General features: G+C 71.9%; 23 protein-coding genes. 11 read left to right on the top strand and 12 right to left on the bottom strand.

Annotated elements, in window-relative coordinates; translation table 11 throughout:
• The first annotated feature begins 196 nt into the window (after positions 1 to 196).
• The 4 genes from galE to idi all read left to right on the top strand — a co-directional run bounded on the left by galE (position 197) and on the right by idi (position 3,866).
• On the top strand, positions 197 to 1,180 hold the full coding sequence (galE, locus tag ACFVJX_RS15720; protein ID WP_384127283.1) for a UDP-glucose 4-epimerase GalE: 984 nt from the start codon (positions 197 to 199) through the stop codon (positions 1,178 to 1,180).
• Positions 1,181 to 1,348: 168 nt separating this feature from the next.
• Positions 1,349 to 2,290 carry a cation diffusion facilitator family transporter gene (locus ACFVJX_RS15715; RefSeq protein WP_384127285.1) on the top strand — a complete coding sequence of 314 codons (942 nt, stop codon included), beginning with the start codon at positions 1,349 to 1,351 and terminating at the stop codon, positions 2,288 to 2,290.
• A gap of 239 nt (positions 2,291 to 2,529) precedes the next feature.
• On the top strand, positions 2,530 to 3,123 hold the full coding sequence (locus ACFVJX_RS15710) for a GNAT family N-acetyltransferase (protein ID WP_384127287.1): 594 nt from the start codon (positions 2,530 to 2,532) through the stop codon (positions 3,121 to 3,123).
• Between the two features lie 149 nt (positions 3,124 to 3,272).
• A complete protein-coding gene (gene idi, locus ACFVJX_RS15705; protein WP_384127289.1) occupies positions 3,273 to 3,866 on the top strand; it encodes an isopentenyl-diphosphate Delta-isomerase in 594 nt (197 codons plus the stop codon).
• 72 nt (positions 3,867 to 3,938) lie between these two features.
• Here idi and ACFVJX_RS15700 read toward each other — a convergent pair whose 3' ends face one another.
• Both ACFVJX_RS15700 and ACFVJX_RS15695 read right to left on the bottom strand, forming a co-directional pair.
• Positions 3,939 to 4,394 carry an ATP-binding protein gene (locus ACFVJX_RS15700; RefSeq protein ID WP_384127291.1) on the bottom strand — a complete coding sequence of 152 codons (456 nt, stop codon included), beginning with the start codon at positions 4,392 to 4,394 and terminating at the stop codon, positions 3,939 to 3,941.
• 134 nt (positions 4,395 to 4,528) lie between these two features.
• Positions 4,529 to 5,182, bottom strand: coding sequence for an HdeD family acid-resistance protein (locus tag ACFVJX_RS15695; protein WP_384127293.1), 654 nt, complete (start codon positions 5,180 to 5,182; stop codon positions 4,529 to 4,531).
• Between the two features lie 79 nt (positions 5,183 to 5,261).
• On the opposite strand from ACFVJX_RS15695, the gene ACFVJX_RS15690 reads away from it, so the two are divergent.
• Positions 5,262 to 6,020, top strand: a complete 759-nt coding sequence (locus tag ACFVJX_RS15690) for an enoyl-CoA hydratase/isomerase family protein (RefSeq protein WP_384127295.1) — start codon at positions 5,262 to 5,264, stop codon at positions 6,018 to 6,020.
• Between the two features lie 44 nt (positions 6,021 to 6,064).
• Here the strand turns inward: ACFVJX_RS15690 and ACFVJX_RS15685 are convergent, their stop codons facing one another.
• Together ACFVJX_RS15685 and ACFVJX_RS15680 are read right to left on the bottom strand one after the other, a co-directional pair.
• Complete coding sequence (locus tag ACFVJX_RS15685; protein ID WP_384127297.1) at positions 6,065 to 6,700, bottom strand: DJ-1/PfpI family protein; 636 nt, start codon at positions 6,698 to 6,700, stop codon at positions 6,065 to 6,067.
• A 19-nt stretch (positions 6,701 to 6,719) separates the two neighbouring features.
• Positions 6,720 to 7,727 (bottom strand): GlxA family transcriptional regulator, encoded by a 1,008-nt coding sequence (locus ACFVJX_RS15680; RefSeq protein ID WP_384127299.1) that lies wholly within the window; start codon positions 7,725 to 7,727, stop codon positions 6,720 to 6,722.
• Between the two features lie 134 nt (positions 7,728 to 7,861).
• On the opposite strand from ACFVJX_RS15680, the gene ACFVJX_RS15675 reads away from it, so the two are divergent.
• The 3 genes from ACFVJX_RS15675 (at position 7,862) to ACFVJX_RS15665 (ending at position 12,224) form a co-directional block, all read left to right on the top strand.
• Positions 7,862 to 8,719, top strand: a complete 858-nt coding sequence (locus ACFVJX_RS15675; RefSeq protein WP_384127301.1) for a hypothetical protein — start codon at positions 7,862 to 7,864, stop codon at positions 8,717 to 8,719.
• A 156-nt stretch (positions 8,720 to 8,875) separates the two neighbouring features.
• Positions 8,876 to 11,341: a Tex family protein gene (locus ACFVJX_RS15670; RefSeq protein ID WP_384127302.1), complete on the top strand. Its 2,466-nt coding sequence runs from the start codon at positions 8,876 to 8,878 to the stop codon at positions 11,339 to 11,341.
• 334 nt (positions 11,342 to 11,675) lie between these two features.
• Positions 11,676 to 12,224, top strand: a complete 549-nt coding sequence (locus tag ACFVJX_RS15665; RefSeq protein ID WP_384127409.1) for a DUF1062 domain-containing protein — start codon at positions 11,676 to 11,678, stop codon at positions 12,222 to 12,224.
• Between the two features lie 222 nt (positions 12,225 to 12,446).
• On the opposite strand, the gene ACFVJX_RS15660 is transcribed toward ACFVJX_RS15665, so the two are convergent.
• The 5 genes from ACFVJX_RS15660 to ACFVJX_RS15640 form a co-directional block, all read right to left on the bottom strand.
• The gene (locus tag ACFVJX_RS15660; RefSeq protein ID WP_384127304.1) at positions 12,447 to 13,655 is read right to left on the bottom strand and encodes an amidohydrolase; all 1,209 of its coding nucleotides are present in this window, start codon (positions 13,653 to 13,655) and stop codon (positions 12,447 to 12,449) included.
• A 61-nt stretch (positions 13,656 to 13,716) separates the two neighbouring features.
• Positions 13,717 to 14,385 carry a GntR family transcriptional regulator gene (locus tag ACFVJX_RS15655; protein WP_384127305.1) on the bottom strand — a complete coding sequence of 223 codons (669 nt, stop codon included), beginning with the start codon at positions 14,383 to 14,385 and terminating at the stop codon, positions 13,717 to 13,719.
• Positions 14,382 to 14,576, bottom strand: a complete 195-nt coding sequence (locus ACFVJX_RS15650; RefSeq protein WP_384127306.1) for a hypothetical protein — start codon at positions 14,574 to 14,576, stop codon at positions 14,382 to 14,384. The genes ACFVJX_RS15655 and ACFVJX_RS15650 overlap by 4 nt, the downstream gene beginning before the upstream one ends.
• A gap of 8 nt (positions 14,577 to 14,584) precedes the next feature.
• Complete coding sequence (locus ACFVJX_RS15645; RefSeq protein ID WP_384127307.1) at positions 14,585 to 14,752, bottom strand: hypothetical protein; 168 nt, start codon at positions 14,750 to 14,752, stop codon at positions 14,585 to 14,587.
• Positions 14,753 to 14,982: 230 nt separating this feature from the next.
• Positions 14,983 to 16,620 (bottom strand): ABC-F family ATP-binding cassette domain-containing protein, encoded by a 1,638-nt coding sequence (locus ACFVJX_RS15640; protein WP_384127309.1) that lies wholly within the window; start codon positions 16,618 to 16,620, stop codon positions 14,983 to 14,985.
• Between the two features lie 117 nt (positions 16,621 to 16,737).
• Here ACFVJX_RS15640 and ACFVJX_RS15635 point away from each other — a divergent pair, with 117 nt between their 5' ends.
• Positions 16,738 to 17,691, top strand: a complete 954-nt coding sequence (locus ACFVJX_RS15635) for an FAD-dependent oxidoreductase (protein WP_384127310.1) — start codon at positions 16,738 to 16,740, stop codon at positions 17,689 to 17,691.
• Positions 17,692 to 17,763: 72 nt separating this feature from the next.
• Here ACFVJX_RS15635 and ACFVJX_RS15630 read toward each other — a convergent pair whose 3' ends face one another.
• A complete protein-coding gene (locus ACFVJX_RS15630) occupies positions 17,764 to 19,524 on the bottom strand; it encodes a BCCT family transporter (RefSeq protein WP_384127311.1) in 1,761 nt (586 codons plus the stop codon).
• Between the two features lie 74 nt (positions 19,525 to 19,598).
• Positions 19,599 to 20,915 carry a M14 family metallocarboxypeptidase gene (locus ACFVJX_RS15625; protein WP_384127312.1) on the bottom strand — a complete coding sequence of 439 codons (1,317 nt, stop codon included), beginning with the start codon at positions 20,913 to 20,915 and terminating at the stop codon, positions 19,599 to 19,601.
• A 234-nt stretch (positions 20,916 to 21,149) separates the two neighbouring features.
• Between ACFVJX_RS15625 and ACFVJX_RS15620 the strand changes: the two genes are divergently transcribed.
• The gene (locus ACFVJX_RS15620) at positions 21,150 to 22,193 is read left to right on the top strand and encodes a LacI family DNA-binding transcriptional regulator (protein WP_384127314.1); all 1,044 of its coding nucleotides are present in this window, start codon (positions 21,150 to 21,152) and stop codon (positions 22,191 to 22,193) included.
• A 185-nt stretch (positions 22,194 to 22,378) separates the two neighbouring features.
• Positions 22,379 to 23,332 (top strand): oxygenase MpaB family protein, encoded by a 954-nt coding sequence (locus ACFVJX_RS15615; protein WP_384127315.1) that lies wholly within the window; start codon positions 22,379 to 22,381, stop codon positions 23,330 to 23,332.
• On the opposite strand, the gene ACFVJX_RS15610 is transcribed toward ACFVJX_RS15615, so the two are convergent.
• Positions 23,329 to 23,961, bottom strand: coding sequence for a TetR/AcrR family transcriptional regulator (locus ACFVJX_RS15610; RefSeq protein ID WP_384127316.1), 633 nt, complete (start codon positions 23,959 to 23,961; stop codon positions 23,329 to 23,331). The genes ACFVJX_RS15615 and ACFVJX_RS15610 overlap by 4 nt on opposite strands.
• Between the last annotated feature and the right edge of the window lie 308 nt (positions 23,962 to 24,269).

Genomic DNA, 24,269 nt, shown 5'->3' with positions numbered 1-24,269 from the left:
CGCGCGACGGCACGGCCCCGATGCGGGCCGGCGGCATGTCGGCAGAGGCTATCGGATGAACGGAAGCGGGAGTTCACCGCCCGTTTATGCTCCGTTCCGGGCGGACCGGGATCATGCGGCGCCGTCCGCGATCATCATCGTCGATGGCCGCCTCGCCTGACAAAACGCGGCGGGAATGACCCTTAGGGTGACCCGCATGACATGGCTGATCACAGGCGGAGCGGGATATATCGGGTCACATGTGGTGCGGGCCATGGAGGGGGCCGGTGAGCGCGTGGTCGTTCTCGACGACCTCTCGACCGGCAACCCGGACCGGCTGCCCGCACAGGTCACGCTGGTCCGGGGCTCGGTGGGCGACCGCGCGCTGGTGGACCGGGTGCTGGCGGAGCACGCGGTGACCGGTGTGGTCCATCTCGCAGCGAAGAAGCAGGTCGGCGAATCCGTCGAGAAGCCGCTTCTGTACTACCGGGAGAACATCGGCGGGCTGACCGTGCTCCTGGAGGCCGTGGTGGCCGCCGGTGTGCGGAGCTTCCTGTTCTCCTCGTCGGCTGCCGTGTACGGCGTACCGGAGGCGGAGCTGATCTCCGAGGAGACCCCCTGCCACCCGATCAACCCGTACGGGGAGACAAAGCTCGCCGGCGAGTGGCTGGTGCGGGCGGCCGGGCAGGCGCACGGACTGTCCACCGGCTGTCTGCGCTACTTCAACGTGGCCGGCGCGGCCGGGCCGGAACTGTCGGACACCGGTGTGTTCAACGTGATTCCGATGTTCTTCGACCGGCTGACCCGCGGCGAGGCCCCGCGGATCTTCGGTGACGACTACGACACCCCTGACGGCACCTGCATCCGTGACTACGTCCACGTGGCCGACCTGGCCGACGCGCACGTGGCCGTCGCCGGGCGGCTGGCCGAGCAGGACGGGCCCGGGGACCTGACCGTGAACATCGGCCGCGGCGAGGGCGTCTCGGTCCGCGAGCTGGCCGCCCTGGTGGCGGAGGTCACCGGCCTCGACCGGAAGCCCGAGTTCGAGGCCCGCAGGGCCGGGGACGCCTCGAAGGCGGTCGCGTCCTGCGACCGGATCACCGGGGAGCTGGGCTGGAGGGCCCGTCGCGGGTCGCGCGAGATGGTCACGTCCGCCTGGCAGGGCTGGCTGCTGCACCACCCCGAGGCAGCCACCGTATGAGCCCCCGGGCCGGTCGGCGCACTGCTCTGACCTGCGGCCATTTCCGCAGGTCAGAGCAGTTGACAACGGTGTTCACTGCCGTGTTGCCCGATACCCCCCGCCCGTAGTTCACTGGCATTGCTCGGGCCGCAATAGCCCGAGTCCGCGAGACGACCGGGAGGCGTCCCCATGGGGGCTGGGCACGATCACGGACATACGCACGGCGGCCCCGCGCCCACCGGCACGGCGGCCGCCGCGTACAAGGGCCGGCTGCGGATCGCGCTGGGCATCACGCTCACCGTGACGGTCATGGAGGTCGTCGGCGGGCTCCTCTCCGGCTCGCTGGCCCTGATCGCCGACGCGGCCCATATGGCGACGGACGCGCTGGGGCTCGGCATGGCCCTGCTGGCGATCCACTTCGCCAACAGGCCGGCCGGGCCGAACCGGACCTTCGGCTACGCCCGCGCCGAGATCCTCGCCGCACTGGCGAACTGTCTGCTGCTGCTCGGGGTCGGCGGCTATCTCCTCTTCGAGGCGGTGGAGCGGTTCGTCAGCCCGGCCGAGACCCGGGGCGGGCTCACGATCGCCTTCGCCCTCGTCGGCCTGGTGGCGAACATGGTGTCGCTGTCGCTGCTGATGCGCGGGCAGAAGGACAGCCTCAACGTGCGGGGTGCCTATCTGGAGGTGCTCGCGGACACGCTCGGTTCGGTGACCGTTCTGGTCTCGGCCGGCATCATCCTGGCCACCGGCTGGCAGGCCGCGGACCCGATCGCCTCGCTGGCCATCGGCCTCATGATCGTTCCCCGTACCGTGAAGCTGCTGAGGGAGACGTTGAACGTCCTGCTGGAGTCCGCGCCCAAGGGCGTCGACATGGGCGAGGTGCGCGATCACATCACTGCCCTGCCCGGGGTGCTGGACGTCCATGACCTCCACGCCTGGACGATCACCTCCGGCATGCCGGTGCTCTCCGCCCATGTGGTGGTGCACCAGGAGCTGCTGGACTCGATCGGCCACGAGAAGCTCCTCCACGAGCTGCAGGGCTGCCTCGGCGACCACTTCGACGTCGAGCACTGCACCTTCCAGCTGGAGCCGAGCGGGCACGCCGAGCACGAGGCGAAGCTCTGCCACTGACGTCCGCCGCCGGCGGGCAGGGCGGAAGGACGGCGGTGTAGGGTTTTCGCAGATACGTACGAACCGCTGCCCGCGTGAGAGCCGTGTCCGAGAGAGGAGTTGGGGTTGATGACCGCCGTGACGGCGCCTGCCCGGCGCAACCTCCGGTCCCGACGCAACTCCAGGGTCACCGGCTAGCACTCCGGCTCCCACCGAGTCGGTACGTCGGCCGGGACCCGCTCACCCAAGGGTTTCCCACGTTGACCGACAACGATCACTCCCGGCACGACGAACCGTCCGTTTCCCCTCAGGACCGCGCACCCGAGCGGCCCCGGCCCGGCGACGGCACCCACTGGACAACCCGCCCCGAAACTGCCGCGGACACCCGTGCGGTGTACGCGGTCAACGCAGCGGCGTTCCCGACGGACGCGGAGGCCGCGCTCGTCGACGCGTTGCGCGGCGACCCGGCCGCCTGGCTGCCCGGACTCTCCTACGTCGCCGAGGCGCCGGACGGATCCGTTGCCGCCCACGCCCTGCTGACCCGCTGCCTGGTCGCAGGCACCCCGGCGCTGGCGCTGGCCCCGGTGGCCACGGCACCGGAGCACCAGCGCCGGGGCGCGGGCCGGGCCGTGGTGCGGGCGCTGCTCGACGCGGCGCGGCTGCGCGGGGAACCGCTGGTCCTGGTGCTCGGCCACCCCGAGTACTACCCGAGGTTCGGCTTCGTGCCCGCGTCACGGTACGGAATCCGGCCGGGCTTCGAGGTGCCCGACGAGGCGATGATGGCACTGGTCCTCGATGACTCCGGGCCGGTTCCGCAGGGCACGATTCAGTACCCGGCGGCGTTCGGGGTCTGATGCGTGTGTCAGGTGCCGCCGCGCCCGCGTGGCGCGGCGGCACCTGACATGCCAGGACCCGAAGTGCGGACAAGCGGCTTTTGTACGGCAGACTTGAGCAGACTCGACGGGACCGGCGCACGGGGCCGGGACCACAGCGAAGGATGGGTATGCCGACCACACCAGCCACCGCGGCGAACAGCTCGTCGAACGGCGCAGCAGAAGAGATCATGCTCGAACTGGTCGACGAGAACGGCAATACCATCGGCACGGCGGAGAAGCTCGCCGCCCATCAGCCACCCGGCCAACTGCACCGGGCCTTCTCGGTGTTCCTCTTCGACGAGCAGGGTCGGCTGCTGTTGCAGCAGCGCGCCCTGGGCAAGTACCACTCCCCCGGTGTCTGGTCCAACACCTGCTGTGGGCACCCGTATCCGGGCGAGGCGCCCTTCGCCGCCGCAGCCCGGAGGACACACGAGGAGCTGGGCGTCTCCCCCTCGCTGCTGGCCGAGGCGGGCACGGTCCGCTACAACCACCCGGACCCGGCCTCGGGGCTGGTGGAGCAGGAGTTCAACCACCTCTTCGTGGGCATGGTGCAGGCGCGGCTGCGGCCGGATCCGCAGGAGGTGGGCGAGACGGCCTTCGTATCGGCCGGCGAGCTGGCCGAACGGCATGCCGCCGCGCCGTTCTCCGCCTGGTTCATGACGGTGCTGGACGCCGCCCGCCCCGCGATCCGTGAGCTGACGGGACCGGCCGCCGGCTGGTAGGAGCAGGCTCGCCGGGCGCGGGCTCGCGGGTCGTGTGCGGAGGGCCTGCGGGCCGTCCGGACGGCTCGCGGGTCAGAGGCCGGTGCTGAGGGGCAACGCCGCCCAGATCACCTTTCCGCCGCCGGCGGTGTGCTCCACGTCGCAGGCGCCGCCCGCCTCGCGGGTGATCTCCCGGACCAGCAGCAGCCCGCGCCCGCCCGTCTGCGCGTAGTCGGTCTCCAGCGCCGTCGGGCGGTACGGGTGGTTGTCCTCGACGGACACCCTGACCCACTCGGCGCCCACGGCCACCTCCACGGCGAGCTCGGGGGAGAGCAGCGCCGCGTGCTTCACGGCGTTGGTGACCAGCTCGGACACGATGAGCAGCAGCCCCTGGGCGATGTCCTCGTCCAGGGGTACGGCCTGGCGCTTCAGCAGATCGCGTACGGCGTGCCGGGCCTGGGGTACGGAGACGTCCGTGGCCGGGGCGGTGAACCGCCAGACCCCTTCGTACGACACGGGCCTGGCGGGGACACTCCCGCGGCTCTCCATAGACCGGTACCCGCTCTCCACTCGATGGTGACTGCACGTCGAGTACAGGGTGCGGGGCGTAGTCGGTGCGGTCCGTACCACTGAGCAGAAGTCGACCTCTATCGACGGAACTTGACCGGATAGCTGTGGGTACGTCAGCTGTGGGACCGCTTTTGCCCGCCTCCTGAAGGCGGATCCTGCTGTCCCCGGCCCTGCCCGCCCTGGTCCGGGCGGTCCGCGGAGGTCATCCGGTCGGAGACCATGGAGACGATCCGGCGGCCTCCCACACCGATGGCGATGAGCCCGAGTCCGTCGAAGAGCAGGGCGAGCGAGAAGAAGCAGCCCAGTACGTAGAGACTGCTGTGCGGCCAGTCGAAGAGGACCAGCAGGCCGAGCAGCAGTCCGAAGGCGCCCTGCAGGAGCGTCCAGCCGAACTGCGGACCGCGCACCACGACGCTGCCGACGAGGCGGAACACCCCGCCGGTCAGGAAGAGCAGCGCGGCGAACATGGTCAGCGCCTCGGCCGTGCCGTGCGGGTGGCGGATGACGACGACACCCGCGGCGATGTTCAGCGCGGCGACCACCACGCCCAGCCAGAAGAAGTTGGTGCCGCGCGACTGGATCGCGTGGAGCAGCCCGACCAGGCCGCCCACCAGCAGCAGCCAGCCGAAGAGGATCATCGAGGTGAGGGTCGCGACGCCGGTGTAGACCAGACCGACCAGACCGGCCACGACGAGCAGTGTGCCCAGCAGGGCGAGGCCGCCGAAACCGCGGCTGAGCTTCCTGCCCTCTTGTTCGGGATCGGCCACCGGTTGCTCCTCGGGGTGCGTTCCTGCTCGCGGCCCCTTCTTGATCATAGGTTCGAACGGTACGGATAGCATCCGGCACATGGACCGTACGGAACCCCGGCTGGAGCACACCGTCGCGGACGGCGTCGCCACCGTCGTCATCAGCAACCCCGCCAAGCGCAACGCCATGACGGCCGCCATGTGGGAGTCGCTGCCCGTGCTGCTGGAGGGGCTGGCCGCCGACGCCTCGGTGCGCGCGCTGGTACTCACAGGCGCCGGGGACACCTTCTGCGCCGGCGCGGACATCTCCTCGCTCCGCGACCCCTCGGGCGCCCCGCAGGGGCTCGCGGTCGCGGCGGAGGAGGCGCTGGCCGCATTCCCGCGGCCGACGCTCGCCTCGGTGCGCGGGTACTGCGTGGGCGGCGGCAGTCAGCTCGCGGCCGCCTGCGATCTGCGCTTCGCCGAGGACGGGGCGTCGTTCGGTGTCACGCCCGCCAAGCTCGGGATCGTCTACGCCGCGTCGTCGACCCGCCGGCTGGTCGCGCTGACGGGCCCGGCGACGGCGAAGCACCTGTTGTTCTCCGGCGAGCTGATCGGTACGGACCGGGCCCTGCGGACCGGGCTGGTCGACGAGGTGCTGCCGGCCGGTGAGCTGGACAAGCGGGTCGACGCCTATGTACGGGTGCTGGTGTCGCGTTCTCAGCTGACCCAGGCGGCCGCGAAGGAGTTCGCCGCGGGACGCGAGGACCGGGACGCCCACTGGGCCGACCAGGCGCGCCGCAGCGGCGACACCGCCGAGGGCGTCGCCGCTTTCTTGGAGCGGCGCGCACCCCGTTTCACCTGGCCGTCCGGGGCGTGAGTGCTCCCCCGCCGCCGCGGGACCGGCCGCTTCGCGGATGACCGCTACCGCAGGACGAACCGGCTCCTGCCGCGCCACTCCTCGACCAGTTCGGCCGGGGCCTTCTCCGGGGACCCGGCGTCGTAGGGCGGCCGGGGGTCGTACTCGGTGAGCAGCTGCACGGCCTGGGCGTGCCGGTCGCCCGCGATCCGGCCCAGCAGGGTGAGGCCCATGTCGATGCCGGCGGAGACGCCCGCGGCGGTGACGTACTTGCCATCGGTGACGACACGTTCGCCGGTCGGCTCGGCGCCGTGGTCCTTCAGGCTCTCCAGCGCCAGCCAGTGCGAGGTGGCCCGCCGTCCCTTCAGGAGTCCGGCGGCGGCGAGCAGCAGTGAGCCGGTGCAGACCGACGTCGTCCAGGTGCTGGTGGCGTCGGCGTCGCGCAGCCAGCCGAGCAGGGTCTCGTTCTCCATCTGGTGGTGCTGCCCCGGGCCGCCGGGAACGATCAGGAGATCGGGCGCCGGGACGTCGCCGAGCGTCCGTTCGGCGACCAGGGAGAGGCTGCCGCTGTCGTTGGTCACGGGGCCCGTCCGCTCGGCGACGAAGACGGTCTCGGCGCCCGGCGCCCGGGACAGGATCTCGTACGGGCCGACGGCGTCGAGCGCGGTGAACCGGTCGAAGAGGACGATGGCGATCCGCATGGGTGGCGCCTGCTTTCGGTCAGTGGGTGAGGGTGACTGCATCGGTGGAACGGGGCAGGCCTGCGGGGCCGCCCGTCCGCCGGTGGGTGAATCGCCTGCGGTATTCGGCGGGCGCCGCGCCCAGGGCCTTGACGAACGCGCGGCGCATCGCCTCGGGAGTGCCGTAGCCGCAGGCCCGCGAGATGCCGGCGACGCCGTCGGTGGTGTCCTCCAGGAGCCGGCGGGCGTGTTCGAGGCGGACCAGCTCCACGTACCGGCCGGGCGTCATGCCGGTCTCCGTCCGGAAGGCGCGGGCGAAGTGACGCGGCGAGAGCCGGGCGCGGGCGGCCAGCGACTCGACGGACAGATCCTCGCCGGGGTGTTCGGTGATCCAGTGCTGGAGCTCGCGCAACGGCTCACGGCGGGCCGTCTGCGCGGTGAGCTGGGCACTGAACTGGGCCTGGTTCCCCGGCCTGCGCAGGAAGACCACCAGATGGCGGGCCACGGAGAGCGCCACGTCCCGGCCGTGGTCCTCCTCCACGAGTGCCAGCGCGAGATCGATGCCCGCGGTGACCCCGGCCGAGGTGGCGAGCCGGCCGTCGCGTACGAAGATCGGTTCCGGGTCGACCTCGACGTCCGGATAGGTGCGGGCCAGGTGGTCACAGACGTACCAGTGGGTGGTCACGCGGTGGCCGTCCAGCTGCCCCGCGGCGGCGAGCAGCAGGGCGCCGGTGCAGACGGAGACGAGCCGTTCGGCGTGCGGGGCGTGCTCCCGCAGCCAGTCGACCAGGGCGGGGTCGGGGGCCCGGGTGCCCTGGCCGCCGGGGACGACGAGCGTATGGGCGGGTGCGGTGTCGGTGAGCGCGTGGTCGGGGACGAGCGTGAGGCCGCTCGACGACCGGACCGGGGCGCCGTCCAGCGAGGCGGTGCGCAGATCGTACGAGACGCCGGGGGACCGGGAGGCGCCGGCGAATACCTCCATGGGGCCGGTGACATCCAGGCTCTGGATGCCGTCGAAGAGGACGACCAATACGGTTCGCTGCTTCATGTCAGCCATCCTGGGCGGCCCTCAGGATGGCCGCAATGACGAGTTCCCCACCCTTCCTGCCATCGAGGGCTGCGATACAGGTCACCGGCGCCCCGGGGTTCCGATCCGTACTGACCAGTCGGTAACGTGCGGGTATGAGTACTCTGCCGCCCCGTGCCGGACGCCGCTGCCACAACGCCGTCAATCCGCTCCACTCCGCGCTCTACTTCTCCCCCGACCTGGGCAAGGAGCTCGGCGCCATCGGGATCGACGATCCCGCAGCCGTGTACTTCGCCTCCCGCGCGGCCGCTCTGGGCGCGGTCGGACCGGGGACGGTCACCGCGACCTTCTACAACTTCAACCACGAGCTCGTGGCCAGGCATGTGCCCGCCGTCTGGGACATCGCCACACCCCGTGAGGTCCTGGCGGCGCGGCTGCGCGCCGCCGACTCGACACTGCGCAGGCTGCTCGGCGAGGAGATCGTCGCCTCCCCCGAGATGGCGGAGGCCGCACAGCTGGCTCTGCGTGCCGCCGAGGCCTGTACGCGACACGCCCGGCCGCTCTACGCCGCCCATGCCGATCTCCCGGTGCCGGAGCAGCCGCACCTGGCGTACTGGCACGCCGCGACCCTGCTGCGGGAACACCGCGGTGACGCCCATCTCGCCGCGCTCATCGCCGCCGGCCTCGACCCGGTGGAGGCCCTGGTCAGCCACACCGCCACCGGCAAGGGCATGGCTCCGCGCTGGGTCCTGGCCACCCGCGGCTGGCGGCGCACCGACTGGGACGACGCGTCGGCGCGACTGCGCGAGCGTGGACTGCTCACCGCTGAGGGCGAGTTGACGGACGAGGGCACCGCGCTGCGGGCCGGTCTGGAGGAGACCACCGACCGGATGGACCTGGCGCCCTACGAACACCTCGGTGGCCCCGGGGTCGCCCGCCTGACCGAGATCGGGCGCCAGTTCCTCGGCACGGCGTTCGCCGCCGGCGCGTTCCCCTCGGAGGCGACCGGCTGACCGTAGGGGGAACGGGCGGCCGGGATGTGGGGTGGTCGGGCGACACGGCGCCCGGCCACCCGGCAGAATGCAGGCGAGCGGCCCGGAGCCCGTCCGAACGACGGACGGCCGGGCCCGACCAGCACAGCCAGTACGAGAAGGCGAGTCGGTAAAACCGTGACGACGTCCATCGAAGGCAGGATCGCCGAGGAGCTCGGCGTACGCGAGCGACAGGTGAAGGCGGCCGTCGAGCTGCTCGACGGCGGATCGACCGTGCCGTTCATCGCGCGCTACCGCAAGGAAGCGACCGAGATGCTCGACGATGCGCAGCTGCGCACGCTCGAGGAGCGGTTGCGGTATCTGCGGGAGCTGGAGGACCGCCGGGCGGCGATCCTCGAATCCGTACGGGAGCAGGGCAAGCTCGACAGCGCGCTGGAGGCGCAGATCCGGGCCGCGGACACGAAGGCGCGCCTCGAGGACATCTATCTGCCGTTCAAGCCGAAGCGCCGGACGAAGGCGCAGATCGCCCGGGAGGCCGGGCTCGAACCACTGGCCTCGGGGCTGCTGGACGACCCGTCGGTCGACCCGCTCGTCGCGGCCTCGGCCTTCGTCGACGCGGACAAGGGCGTGGCGGACACGGCGGCGGCACTCGATGGCGCCCGCGCCATCCTCGCGGAGCGGTTCTCGGAGGACGCCGATCTGACCGGCGAGCTGCGTGAGCGCATGTGGACGCGGGGCCGGCTGGTGGCCAAGGTGCGGGACGGCAAGGAGGAGGCGGGCGCCAAGTTCGCGGACTACTTCGACTTCACCGAGCCGTTCACCGCGCTGCCCTCGCACCGGGTGCTCGCGATGCTCCGGGGCGAGAAGGAGGACGTACTCGACCTCGTCCTGGAGCCGGAGGAGCCGTCCGGGGAGCCGGGCCCCTCGTCGTACGAGAACATGGTCGCCCGGCGCTTCGGGGTGAACGACCGCGGCAGGCCCGGGGACAAGTGGCTGGCCGACACCGTGCGCTGGGCCTGGCGCACCCGGCTCCTGGTCCACCTCGGCATCGACCTGCGGCTGCGGCTGCGCACGGCGGCGGAGGACGAGGCGGTACGCGTCTTCGCGTCGAACCTGCGTGATCTGCTGCTCGCGGCACCGGCCGGGACGCGGGCCACACTGGGGCTGGACCCCGGGTTCCGGACCGGCGTGAAGGTGGCTGTCGTGGACGCGACCGGCAAGGTCGTGGCGACCGATGTCATCCACCCGCACGTGCCTGCCAACAAGTGGGACCAGTCGCTGGCGAAGCTGGAGCAGCTGGCCAAGGCGCACGACGTCGACCTGATCGCGATCGGCAACGGCACGGCGTCCCGCGAGACGGACAAGCTCGCCGGTGAACTGTGCGAGAAGCACCCGGAGTTGAAGCTCACCAAGGTGATGGTGTCGGAGGCCGGCGCCTCCGTGTACTCGGCGTCCGCCTTCGCCTCGCAGGAACTCCCGGACATGGACGTGTCGTTGCGCGGCGCCGTGTCGATCGCGCGCCGCCTCCAGGACCCCCTGGCGGAGCTGGTGAAGATCGACCCGAAGTCGATCGGGGTCGGGCAGTACCAGCACGACCTGTCCGAGGTGAAACTGTCGCGCTCGCTGGACGCGGTCGTCGAGGACTGTGTGAACGGGGTGGGGGTCGACGTCAACACCGCGTCGGCGCCGCTGCTTTCGCGGGTCTCCGGCATCGGCTCGGGCCTCGCGGAGAACATCGTCGCGCACCGCGACACCAATGGCCCCTTCCGTTCCCGCAAGGGGCTGAAGGACGTGGCCAGGCTGGGCCCGAAGGCGTACGAGCAGTGCGCGGGCTTCCTGCGCATCCGGGGTGACGACCCGCTGGACGCCTCCAGCGTGCACCCCGAGGCGTACCCCGTGGTCCGGGCGATGGTGAAGCGGACCGGCGGTGACGTCGCCTCACTGGTCGGCAACACGGGCGTGCTGCGCTCGCTCCGCCCGGACGACTTCGTGGACGAGAAGTTCGGGCTGCCGACCGTGACCGACATCCTCAGGGAGCTGGAGAAGCCGGGGCGCGACCCGCGGCCGGCGTTCAAGACGGCCACCTTCAAGGAGGGCGTCGAGAAGATCGGCGATCTCGCCTCCGGGATGGTGCTGGAGGGCGTCGTGACGAACGTGGCGGCGTTCGGCGCGTTCGTGGACGTCGGGGTGCACCAGGACGGTCTGGTCCATGTGTCGGCGATGTCCAGGACGTTCGTGAAGGATCCCCGGGATGTCGTGAAGCCGGGCGACATCGTGAAGGTGAAGGTCATGGAGGTCGACATTCCGCGGAAGCGGATCTCCTTGACGCTGCGACTGGACGACGAGGCGGGGGCGGGCCCCGGCTCCGGCTCCGCTTCCGGGTCCGGTGCGCCGGGCGGCGAGCGGGGCGGGCGTCCGCCGCGTCAGCGGCAGGGGCAGGGCGGTGCGGCGCCGCGTGGCGGTCAGGGCGGCGGCCAGGGCGGCCAGGGCGGCCAGGGGCGTGAGCGGCGCGGTGGGGGCGGCAACGGCGGCGGTGGCGGTGGCCGCCAGGCTCCGGCCGCGGCGCCGGCGAACGGGGCGATGGCCGACGCGCTCCGGCGGGCCGGGTTGCTGGACTCCAAGCAGGGTGGCAAGAAGCGGTAGTCGTAGTCGAAGCCCGGTCCGGAAGGGGCGGGGTGGGGAGAGCTTCGCCTGCGGCGGGCCGTCTCCCCACCCCGCCCCTTCCCGTAACCGGGGCCCGCTCCCCTCCCCCGCCCCTCGGACGCCGGACGGGCCGAAACGTGCGCCGAGCACCGGCGGGAAAACCGGTGGAACGGCGCCGATGCGCTCCGCTACCGTGCTGCCCGGCCGTGTCGTCTGAGCAAGGGCGTTCCGTTGTACACCGTTTGAGGCTTCCCACCTGCTGATCTGTCGCGCGTCGCGCCTGTGCGCCGCGCTGCTTTTTGCTGCGGACTTCTCACTGGAACCGGTGTACTTCGTGCTCAACGACTGGTTTGTCATGCCCACTTGCCTGCCCCTCGTTCTCAGACGCTGCCACAGCTGCGCGTCCGGGACCTTCCGGGCGAACGGAAAATTCCGTGTCAACGCCAACCACAAGCTCCTCGACGCCTGGCTCCTCGCCCTCTGCACCGCCTGCGGGGACACCACGAAGGTCACGGTCCTGGAGCGCACGCATGTGCGCTCCGTACGGCCCGAGTTGCTGAACCGGATGCACGACAACGACCCCGGCCTGGCAGCCGAGCTGCTCCAGGACCCCGTCGTACGGCGCCGCAATCGCATCGCCCTCGACTGGGACGACGCCTGGCGCCTCGACACCGGCGGATCGGATCACCTGGACCGCGAGGTGATCGACATCTCGGTGCGCTTCGCGGCGCGGATCCCGGTCCGGCCTGCCCGGCTGATCGCCGAGGGCTGCCGTCTTTCGCGGGCCGAGGTCGAGAGGCTGGTCGCGGAGGGGAAACTCGTTTCGGCCGTCCGGCTTGCCGGCAGGCTCTCCGGCGACTTCACCTTCACGCTCAAGCGCTGAGCCCCGCCCGGCCCAGGGGCCTGTCCGGCGAGAGTCGCCGGGCAGGCCCCTGGGCCGGATGGTCGAACAGCCCCCGGCCGCCGAGCTGTTCGCCTCGCCCAAGCACCCGTACGCACAGGCCCTGCTTCCGGCGGCGGTCCGACCGCGGCGGCCCGGCCCGACCACGACGCCGGAGCCCGTCCACCACCCGGTGGGCGGGCTCCGGCATGTGCGGGGACGGCGTCAGCCGACGAGTTCCAGACCGTCGGCGACGACGCGGCCGGCGTGCAGGACCGTGCGGTCGTCGCTGCGGTCCATGACCGCGGACGCAACCGTCTCGCCCTCGACCAGCAGCAGATCGGCGGCGTCACCGACGGCGAGCCCGGGGCGGTCGGACACGGACGACAGGCGCGGCAGCTCGGCGTGGAGGATCGAGGCACCACCGCGGCTCGCGACGGCGACGCAGTGCTCGATCAGCTCGTCGGCCCGGTAGCGGTTGGTGAAGGCGAGCTGCCAGGTGCGGTCCAGCATGTCGCCGTTGCCGTACGGCGACCAGAAGTCACGCTGGCCGTCCTCGCCCAGGCCGACCCGCACACCGGCGGCGGTGAGCTGTGCCATCGGCAGGGCGTTCTGCTGCTGGGCCGGTGCGACGGTCGCCATCGCGATGTCCAGTTCGGCGAACTCCTCGATGAGGCGGCGGGTGGTCGCCTCATCCACGGTGCCGAGTTCGTAGGCGTGCGAGAGGGTCACCTGACCGGCCATGTCCAGGGCGCGCACCCGCTCCAGAATGAGGTCGACGCTGAAGACGCCGAGTGCGCCGGGCTCGTGGAGGTGGATGTCGACCGGCGCCCGATGGCGCTCGGCGAGGTCGAAGACGATGTCGAGGTGGCGAACCGGGTCGCGGTCCAGGGTGCACGGGTCGATGCCGCCGACCACGGCCGCGCCCGCGGACATCGCCTGGTCCATCAGTTCCGGCACGCCCTTCTCCTTGAGCAGACCGGCCTGCGGGAAGGCCATGATCTCGACCTCGCACCGGCCCGCGTGCGCCTCCTTCGCCGCGAGGACTCCCTCCAGCCGCTCGAGACCGCAGTCCGCGTCGATCTGGGCGTAGCTGCGCACATGCGTCGTGCCGCGCTCGATCATGCGGCCCAGGGTGTACGTGGCGCGTTCGGCGACGCTCCACTCGTCCTCGCGCCAGTGCGCGCGGTCGTTCATCGTCATGCCCCAGACACCGGGGGCGCCGGTGTGCGGGCGGAAGGGCAGCCCCATGCGGGTGGAGTCGAGGTGGCAGTGGACGTCGGCGAGCGACGGCAGCGCCAGCCGTCCCCGTCCGGCCACGGTGTCCTCGCCGGCGCGGCTCGGGTCGTGCGGGCCGAGCGCGGCTATCACGCCGTCCTTGATCTCGATGTCGCAGGGCTCGCCGCCCCAGGGACGGACGTTCGTGACGAGCATGTGGTGCCTTTCCTTGTCCGGCCGCGCGGTCGGAAGGTGGCGCGCGGTACGAAGTCGTCGGTCATTCCGGCGGCAGCACCTCGGCGAGGGCCGCCAGGGAGGGGCCGCGGCCCCTCTCGATGTGCGCGTAGGCGAGGGCGTCGGCCAGATCGGGTTTGCCCGCGTGGATCGCATCGCAGATGTCCTGGTGCTCGGTGCACTGGACGCGCGGGTCGCGGCCGCCGGTCAGGGTGAAGAGCCACTGCACCAGGCCGAGGGAGGGCGCCAGGGCGTCCTGGAGCAGCCGGTTCCCGGTCATGGCGACGATCTCCGCGTGCAGGGCGGTGTTCGCGGCGGGAATCCCGTGGGCGTCGCCGCGCCGGGTGGCGTCCTCGGCCGCCTCCATGAGTTCACGCAGCCGTTCGCCACCGCGGCCTCCCGCGCAGGCCTCGGCGGCCCTGCGGGCGGCGAACACCTCGAGGCTCAGCCTGAGGTCGAACAGCTCGGCCACATCGCGCAGCGAGAGGTTGCGCACGGACGCGCCCCGCCGCGGGGAGATCACCACGAGCCCCTCCCCGGTCAGCCTGGTGAGCGCCTCCCGTACCGGGATGCGGGAGAAGCCCAGGGCCTCGGAGAGCTCGCGCTCCCGCAGACGCGCCCCGGGCGGGTACTCACCCGACAGGATGCGGGCGCGGATCGTCCGTTCGGCGTGATCGACGTGGGAGGCACCGGAGTCGGGTGAATCGGTCATCGTTGGGTCTCCTCATAGGACGGGAACGCCGGCGGGAACAGCCCGCCGGCACCTCGGCGGTGCAGGCAGCGCTCGCCGTGGGCCGCGCGCACTGCCTCGAACAGGGCCTGGGCCCGGCGCCGCAGGTCCGCCAGGTCGATGCCCGGTATGCGGCCGTCGACGACCTTCGCGAGGCGCACGCCGGCGTCCATGCCGCGGATCAGGTCCGCGTCTCGCCTCGTTCCAGTTCCTCGTCCACCGGGCCGTCGTACCCGGTGCCGACGTACGTGACCGTGTCGTCCTCGCCCACGATCTCGCCGTCGCGCAGCAGCGTGTGCCCGCCGTCGTGGTGGGCGAGGGCGTGCGTGGCGCGCCGGCGGGTTCGCACGGTGGCCTCCTGCGGCTGCGGTGTACCGGACCGCTCCGGCCGGGCTGCGGTCCTCGCGTCGGAGCACAGCGACAGTAACACTTGGCATACCAAGTGCCTACGTCTTCAGGAGTTATGGGTTCTAAGTCGCAATTATTCCGGTGCCGTATACGCGACGACGGAAGGTTCCGAACTACCTGGCATACCAGCGGGGCGATGGGATGGGCCGAGGAGCCCGCGCCCGGCCCTCCTCAGCTCTCGGTGAGCCTTCCGCCCGCCACCTCGACACGGCGCGTCGTGCGGACCGCCTCCAGCATCCTGCGGTCGTGCGTGACCAGCAGCAGGGTCCCCGTGTACGAGTCGAGCGCCGACTCCAGCTGCTCGATCGCGGGCAGGTCCAGATGGTTGGTGGGCTCGTCCAGGACGAGGAGGTTGACGCCGCGGCCCTGGAGCAGGGCGAGGGCAGCCCTGGTCCGTTCGCCCGGGGAGAGGGTGGTCGCGGGACGCATCACGTGATCGGCGCGCAGGCCGAATTTGGCGAGCAGGGTGCGGACCTCGGCCGGTTCCGTGTCGGGAACGGCGGCGCAGAACGCCTCCAGCAGCAGCTCCGTACCGTGGAACAGCTTCCGGGCCTGGTCCACCTCCCCGACGACCACGCCCGAGCCCAGGCTCGCATGCCCCGAGTCCAGCGGGAGACGGCCCAGCAGGGCGGCGAGCAGGGTCGACTTGCCCGCGCCGTTGGCCCCGGTGACGGCGATCCGGTCCGCCCAGTCGATCTGGAGCGAGGCCGGGCCGAACTCGAAGTCCCCGAGGACGACCCGCGCCTCCCGCAGCGTCGCCACGACCGAGCCGGAGCGCGGCGCGGAGGCGATCTCCATCCGCAGTTCCCACTCCTTGCGCGGCTCCTCCACGACATCGAGGCGCTCGATCATGCGCTGGGTCTGGCGGGCCTTCGCGGCCTGCTTCTCGCTCGACTCGCTCCGGAACTTGCGGGCCATCTTGTCGGAGTCGCCCGCCTTGCGGCGCGCGTTGCGGACGCCCTTGTCCATCCAGGAGCGCTGCATCAAGGCGCGGCCCTCCAGCGCGGAGCGCTTGTCGGAGAACTCCTCGAACTCCTCGCGGGCGTGCCTGCGGGCCCGCTCCCGCTCCTCCAGGTAGGCGGCGTAGCCGCCTCCGTACAGGTTGATCTGCTGCTGCGCGAGGTCGAGTTCGAGCACCTTGGTGACCGTGCGCATCAGGAACTCGCGGTCGTGGCTGATGACGACCGTGCCGGCGCGCAGCCCGGAGACGTACCGCTCCAGCCGTTCCAGGCCGTCCAGGTCGAGGTCGTTGGTGGGTTCGTCGAGCAGGAAGACGTCGTAGCGGGAGAGCAGCAGCGAGGCGAGACCGGCGCGGGCCGCCTGACCGCCGGAGAGGGCGGTCATCGGCAGGTCGAGCCCGACGGTCAGCCCGAGGTCGGCGGCGACCTCCTCGGCCCGTTCGTCCAGGTCGGCGCCGCCGAGTGCGAGCCAGCGCTCCAGCGATTCGGAGTACGCGTCGTCGGCACCCGGTGCCCCGTCGACGAGGGCCTGGGTGGCGGTGTCCATCGTCGCCTGGGCCTCGGCGACACCCGTCCGGCGGGCCAGGAACTCCCGTACGGTCTCTTCGGGCCGCCGCTCCGGCTCCTGCGGCAGGTGGCCGACGGTGGCGGTGGGCGGGGAGAGCCGCAGCTCGCCCTCCTCCGGCTGGTCGAGTCCGGCGAGCAGCCGCAGGAGCGACGATTTTCCGGCGCCGTTGACTCCGACGAGACCGATCACGTCACCGGGAGCGACCACAAGGTCGAGTTCGGCGAAGAGAGTGCGGTCGCCGTGTCCGGCGGCGAGGTCCTTGGCGACGAGGGTGGCAGTCATCAGGAGGTCGATCCTAATCGGCGCCCGGAGCCCCCGGCTCCCCGCGCGGGACGCACCGCCCGCCCTGGCCATCGTGCCCAGGGCGCCGCTCGACTAGGGTCTTCCCCCTGGATCGGGATGCGGGCTGAGACGAGCGGCGGTGCGGTGGTGTCCGAAGTGATCGTGGTGGGCGGTGGGGTCAGCGGCCTCACCACCGCGGTGGTGCTGGCCGGGCGTGGTCACCGGGTGAGGGTCTGGTCCCGGCAGCCGGCGGAGACCACGACGTCGGCGGTGGCGGGCGCCCTGTGGTGGCCGTACCGGATCGAGCCACTGGACCGGGTCGGCGACTGGTCGCTGGCTTCGCTGCGGTGGTACGAGGAACTGGCCGCCCGTCCGCAGGAGACCGGAGTGCGGCTCGTCGACGGTGTGCACCGGGGCGAGCGGCTCGCGGCGCTCGGGGCGTGGGCCGGGGAGCTGGAGAACGCGGTGGAGACCGCCGAGGGTCTGCGGTGCCGGCTGCCGCTGATCGACATGCCGGTCCATCTGGAGTGGCTGGAGGAACGGGTCCGGGCGGCCGGGGGCTCCGTCGAGCGGCGTACGGTCACCTCGTTCGACGAGGCGGCCGCGGAGGCGGCGACGGTCGTCAACTGCACGGGCCTGGGCGCGCGTGAGCTGGTCCCCGACCCCGGGGTGCGGCCGGTGCGCGGTCAGCTGGTCCTGGTGGAGAACCCGGGGATCGAGGAGTGGTTCACCGAGGCGGACCCCGCGTCGAGCGCGACGACGTACTTCTTCCCGCAGCCGGGCCGGCTGGTGCTCGGCGGCACCGCGGCGGCGGACCACTGGAGCACCGTGCCCGATCCCCGCACGGCGCAGGAGATCGTGGCGCGGTGTGCCGGGGTCCGGCCGGAGATCGCCGGCGCGCGGATCATCGGGCACCGGGTGGGGCTGCGGCCGGCCCGGGACGCGGGGGTCCGCATCGAGGCCGAGCCGCTGCCCGGCGGCGGACGCCTCGTGCACAACTACGGGCACGGTGGCGCGGGAGTGACCGTGGCCCTGGGCTGCGCGGAGGCGGCGGCCCGGCTGGTGGGCTGAACCGCCGCGCGGGCGACGCGGGGCGCGGGCGTATCCCAGCGGGCCACGGGCTGTCCGTCCGCCGGGCGGTGCTCACCGGCCGTCGGGGCCCTCCGTCGGCCGCGGGCTCGAACCGCCCGGCTTGTCACGCTCGGTGGTGATCTGGCTGCCGCCGGGGCCGATCCGGATCTCGAAGTCGCCGTCGTACTTGGCATGGCCCTCGATGACCGCCGACTCGACGGCCTCCACCCCGAACTCGCGGCGCACGATGAGCGGGTCCTCGCGCAGGTCCCGCATCAGGGCCACACACATGCCGACCATGACGATCGTGAAGGGCGCCGCCACCAGGATCGTCAGGTTCTGCAGGCCGGCCAGCGCATCGCCCTTGCCGTTGCCGATGAGCAGCATGACCGCCGCCACCGCTCCGGTGACGACGCCCCAGAAGACGACGACCCACTTGGCCGGTTCGAGAATGCCCTTCTGGGAGAGCGTGCCCATGACGATGGACGCGGCGTCCGCGCCGGAGACGAAGAAGATGCCGACCAGGACCATGACGAGCACGCTCATCACCGTGGCGATGGGGTACTGCTGGAGCACCCCGAAGAGCTGGGCCTCCTGGGTGTCCGCACCGTTCAGCTTGCCGGCCTCCTGGAGCTTGATCGCGGTGCCGCCGAATACCGCGAACCAGACCAGGCTGACCGTGCTGGGCACCAGGATGACGCCGCCGATGAACTGACGGATCGTCCGGCCCCGGCTGATCCTGGCGATGAACATCCCGACGAAGGGCGTCCAGGAGATCCACCAGGCCCAGTAGAAGACCGTCCAGCTCCCGAGCCACTCGGCGACCTTGCCCTTGCCGGTGGCCTCGGTGCGTCCGATGAGCTGCGGCAGGTCACCGAGGTAGGCGGCGACCGAGGTGGGCAGCAGGTCGAGCACGATGATGGTGGGCCCCGCGATGAACACGAAGACGGCGAGGATCAGGGCGAGCACCATGTTGATGTTCGACAGCCACTGGATGCCCTTCTCGACGCCGGAGATCGCCGACGCGACGAAGGCCACGGTCAGCACGGCGATGATCAGGACGAGGAGACCGGTACCGGTCTTCTCCTTCCAGTTCAGCTCGTGGAAGCCGCTCCCGATCTGGAGCGCTCCGAGGCCGAGGGACGCGGCCGAGCCGAAGAGGGTGGCGAAGATCGCGAGGATGTCGATGAACCTGCCGAGACCGCCGTGGGCGTGGCGGGGGCCGATGAGCGGTTCGAAGACGGCGCTGATCGTCTGCCGCCTGCGGCGCCGGAAGGTGCTGTACGCGATGGCCAGGCCGACCACCGCGTAGATCGCCCAGGGATGGAGCGTCCAGTGGAACAGGGTGGTGGCCATCGCCGTCTGCATCGCCTCGGCGGCGTCGGCGGGGTGGGTGCCGGGCGGCGGGTCGGTGAAGTGGGCCAGCGGTTCACTGACTCCGTAGAACATCAGACCGATACCCATACCGGCGCTGAACATCATCGCGACCCAGGAGACCGTCCGGAATTCCGGCTCCTCGCCCTCCTGGCCGAGCACGATCCGTCCGTATCGGCTGATGGCGAGCCAGAGGGCGAAGACCACGAAACCGGAGGCGGCCAGCATGAAGGCCCAACCGCCGTTGTGGATGAGCCCCCTGAGCAGGGTGCTGGAGACGTCCTCCAGCGAGTCGGTGGCGGTGGCGCCCCAGACGACGAAGGCGAGGGTGAGGACAGCGGTGACGCCGAACACCACCCGGTCGGTCGTGGGGCGCCGGCCCTGGGTCGGGTCGCCGGGCAGGTCCGCCGTCACCGACAGACCCCCCTTGCCGCCCGTTCTCTGATCGTCCTGCGACACGAATGGCACCTTTCAGGGAAGCGGGTAAATCGCTCTCCGTAGGCAGTACCACACGTGACGTACTTCTTTCGGGATCAACAAGCGGTATCGGCTTGACCGTTTGTGAGGTGATATGTCGCACGGCTGTCCAGCAGGAGCGGGACCAGCTTCCGGGCGGACTGCGCCAGCGGTACGTACACACCGTCACCGTCGGGGCGGGAGACGACCCCGTGCAGGGCGAGTTCGTCCCCGACCCCGGCGAACTGGGCCGCCGTGAGCCGGTAGCCGCAGGGCGGGTGCGTGAGGGTCTCGCCCGGCCCCGCCGTCTCGTTGTCGGCCCCGCCCAGGAGGACCGGGCCCCGGTCGGTGAACCCCGCTGCCCGGGAGCGGGCCGCGGCTGCGGCGATCTCCTCGCGCCGCTCATCGGCGTAGGCGAACAGCCCCTTCAGCGCGGCCAGTTGCGAGTGCACCCGGCGGCGGCTGCCGAGCGCGGGGTCGGCCCGCTCGGCGCCGTCGCGCGGGTCCGCCCGGGACTCGACGAGCAGGGCCACCGCGTGCTTGATACCGGCCGTGTTGCGCAGGATGCGTTCCTGCCCGTCGCCCGCGGTCTGCTTGACCGGCGCCCCGGTGTCCGGATCGGTCCAGATGCCGTAGAGACCGCTGTCGTGACCGGCGTCCCGGGCGGCCGGACGCACGTACCGTTCGGCCAGGAGCTCCGATTCCCCGCGCACCCGGTCGTGCACGTTGGCGTTGCGCGGCCACAGGACGGTCAGGTCCTTGTCGTAGTACGGCGCGGTCGCGCCGTACTCGTGCAGGTCGTAGATCACCTCGGGCCTGTGGTCCCGGAGGACCGCGGCGACGGCGCGGCCCTCGGCGGTCCGCAGTGCGATGTGGTCCCGGTTGATGTCCACGTCGTCGGAGTTGCCCCGGGTACCGGCGGCCCGGCCGTCGGGGTTGGCGGTGGGGATGACGAGGACCTCGGTGCGGGAGAGGAAGTCCCGGGTCGCCCGGTCCTCGGCGTACCCGAGGTCGCGGATCGTCGTCAGGCAGGCCTCACGGCCCGCGGGCTCGTCCCCGTGCTGGCTGCACACGAGCAGGACGGTGAGCGCGCCCGGACGCCGGCTGCCGATCCGGACGAGCCGCAGCGCACGCCCCTGCTCGGTCGTTCCGATCCGTTCCACGGACACCAGGCCGCTGTGCCGGTCGACGGCGGCGAGCAGGGAGCGCTCCTCGGCGGGCCCCGTCCAGCGTGCGCCGTCCGCGGATTCGAATCCCGTACGCGGCGGGGTGCGCGCGGCCTCGGCGGACACCGTGACCAGCGCGACGGCCAGGGCGGTGGCGAGAGCCGTGAGCGCGAGGTTGCGTACCCGCCGACGGCCGGTGCGGCGCTCGCGGCCGTCCCGGGGTCTCATCGGTCGCCTGCTCCCGAGGCGCACGGAGCACCGGCCGGGGCCGGGAGGGGCGGTCTGTACGTCGAGCGGGCACCCCGCGCACGTGTCGGCATGGGCGGAAGGTACCCCGGCCGGCGGCCGCACGACAGGTGCCCCGGGCCCCCTCTCCGCGGCGGCGGCTAGGGTGTCGGGGTTCGTGCTGTTCGGCCGGGCCCGGCCGTTTCCGGCCCCGCCCGCGTCTCCGAGGAGCGTCCCTTGCCCCGTCCGACCCCCGATGCCTCTCGCGACGCCCGCCCCACACTGGAGGCGGTGGCGGCCCGCGCCGGGGTGTCCCGGGCGACGGCCTCCCGGGTGGTCAACGGTGGCGCCGGAGTGCGTCAGCCACTGGTGGAGCAGGTCCGCAAGGCGGTCGAGGAGCTCGGCTACATACCGAATCACGCCGCCCGGACGCTGGTGACCCGCCGCAACGGCGCGGTCGCCGTGATCATCGACGAGCCCGAGATACGGATCTTCTCCGACCCCTTCTTCTCCCAGCACATCCGCGGCATCAGCCGTGAACTCAACACGTACGACGCCCAGCTGGTACTGCTCCTGGTGGAGGGGAGCGGAGACTTCGACCGGGTCACCCGTTATCTGGCGGGTGGCCATGTGGACGGGGTTCTGGCCTTCTCGCTGCACACGGACGACGAACTGCCGGCGGTCATCCGCCGGTTCCGGGTCCCGACGATCTACGGCGGGCGCCCCGGGCGTCCCGGCGCCGCGTCCGAGCTCGCGGTCCCCTACGTCGACTGCGACAACCGCGGCGGCGCCCGCGAGGCCGTGCGCCATCTGGTCTCGCTCGGCCGTCGGCATGTCGCGCACATCGCGGGCCCCCGCGACCAGACGTCGGCGCTCGACCGGCTCGACGGCTACTTCGACGTGCTGCCGGACGGCGATCCGGCACTGGTCGCGGACGGCGACTTCACCGCGGAGGGCGGTGCCCGCGCCATGACCGCGCTGCTGGCGGAGCGGCCGGACCTGGACGCCGTCTTCGCCGCCAACGACCTGATGGCCTCGGGCGCCCTGCGGGTGCTGCGCGAGCACGGCCGTCAGGTGCCGCAGGACGTGGCGCTGGTGGGCTTCGACGACATGGAGTCGGTGGCCGAGGCGACCGATCCTCCACTGACCACGGTCCGTCAGGACGTGGTGGGAATGGGCAGGTTGATGGTCAGACTGCTGATGGAGCGGTTGAACGACGGGGCCACCGAACCGGATTCGGTGATCACACCGACGGAGCTCGTCCACCGCGCGTCCGCGTAACACCCGAACCGGCCCCCGGCACCGGCCCGCCAATCCGTGCCCGCGGTGTTGACGCGCCTCGTGAAACAAGTCGATAGTATTTGTAACATTGACTCTCTGTTCGATGTGTCCGTCAGATCACCTCCGGTGCGGGCGAGTCGGGCCGGGGGTGGCGCCGCACGCACCACCCGACAGGAGGGCGCACCATGGGCCGCTACAGCCGCCTGCGTGAGATACGCCGGATGGATCCCGTCCGCGACTGCGCCGAGATCCTCCGGCTGATCTCGCAGTACGAGTTCCCCTGGGACTACCGGCAGGGGGTGAGCGTCGCGTTCCTGCGCGACTACGGGGTTCCTCGCATCTCGGTACTCCTGGACCGCACCCAGGAGTTCGAACGCTCGGGACAGAAGCGCTACGACGACACGGTGCTCATCGGGTACGAGATGGCCGCCGACGGCTTCGACTCGGAGCGCGGGCGCGCGGCGGCGCGTCATCTCAACCGCATCCACGGCAAGTACCGGATCCCCAACGAGGACTTCCTGTACGTCCTGGCCACCACGGTCGTCGGGCCGAAGCGCTGGATCGACCGGTTCGGCTGGCGTCCCCTGTGCCCGGTGGAGACCGAGGCGCTCACCGAGGTGGGCCGGAAGATGGCGGCCATGATGGACATCGAGGGCGCGCCGGACACCTACGCGGGGTTCGAGCGGCTGCTGGACTCCTACGAGGAGCGGATGTTCGCGTACGACCCGGCCAACCGGCGGGTCGCGAACGCCACGTTCCGGATCATGGCGAGCTGGTACCCGCGCCCGCTGCGTCCGGTGGTCGCACGGTTCTCGCTCGCCCTGCTGGACGAGCCGCTGCTGCGGGCCCTCGGTTTCCGGCCGCAGCCCGGCTGGGCCCGGTCGGCGGCCGCCGGAACGCTGCGGGCCCGCGCGCGCTGTGTACGTCTGCTGCCCGCCCGGCCCCGGTGGCTGCCCTCACGCCCCCAGCCGCGTTCCTACCCCTTCGGCTGGCGGCTCGACGACCTGGGGCCGCACTGGGCCGGGAGCCGCCCCCTGGAGCCGCTGCCCGACGAGCGCCGGCCCGCGCCCGCTTCCCTGCCGGCCCCGAAAGCCGTTGTGGAACGGAGGCAGGAACAGGGCCGGGGTCAGCACACCTAGGAAGCAGCGATCAGCGGTACCAGGTAGCTGCGGGCGAAGGCCCGCAGCTGCTCGTCGTCGTCGAGTTCGAAGCAGCTGACGGGGTTGAGGAGGAAGGAGACGGTGATCCGCACCATCAGCTCCGCGACGGGTGTCGGATCGGTCTCCGGCCGTCCCTCCGCGCGCCTGGCCTCGCGCAGCCGGCCGGCCACATAGCCGCGGATGGCCAGGAGGGCCGGTCCGCTCTCCACCGTCAGGAACGGCAGCATGATCTCCGGTTCGAGCCGCAACAACCCGCCCACCAGAGGGTGTTCACGGATGTGCCCGAGGACGGCCACGAACCCCTCGACGATCCGGTCCTCGGTGGTGGGCAGCGGCGCGACCGCCTCGTCCACCTCGACGACGAAGCGCCGGTACTCCCGCAACAGACAGGCCGAGACGAGCCCGTCCTTGTTGCCGATCCGCCGGTACACGGTCACGCGCGAGACCCCGGCCCGTTTCGCGACGTCGTCGACGGTGGAGCGGCGCAGCCCGAAAGTCATGAACTGCTCACGCGCGGCGTCGAGGATCTGCTCGGTCAGCGGGTCGGAGGGTGGCGTCTCGCCGAGCGCCCGCGTCAGCAGTGTGTCGTCCGTACTCCGTGCGGCCATCGGCCCCTCCCCGCTCTGCGCCGGTCCGGGTCCACCTTAGCGGCGCCGCTACAGAGAGACTCCGTCCGTAGCTCTGTGACTCACGCCGTCACTCCGCGGCCTCCGCTTCGGTCGGAGTCGTGCACCGTCACACCGGTCCCCGGCTCGGCAGCCGCCGCTCCAGCCGGGGTCCGACGCGTGACCACGGGCCGGCCGCCGGTCCGCAGCCGATGCGCGGCGTGTGCACGGTGGCACCCCGCTCGACCGCCCGCTCGGCCACCTCGCCCCAGGGCCGTGCCGATCGCCTGGTACCGCACCGGCACCCCCTG

The organism is Streptomyces sp. NPDC127177 (assembly GCF_042672475.1).
In the GTDB taxonomy this organism is placed as follows: Bacteria; Actinomycetota; Actinomycetes; order Streptomycetales; family Streptomycetaceae; genus Streptomyces.
This window is presented reverse-complemented; position numbering and strand designations above follow the sequence as displayed.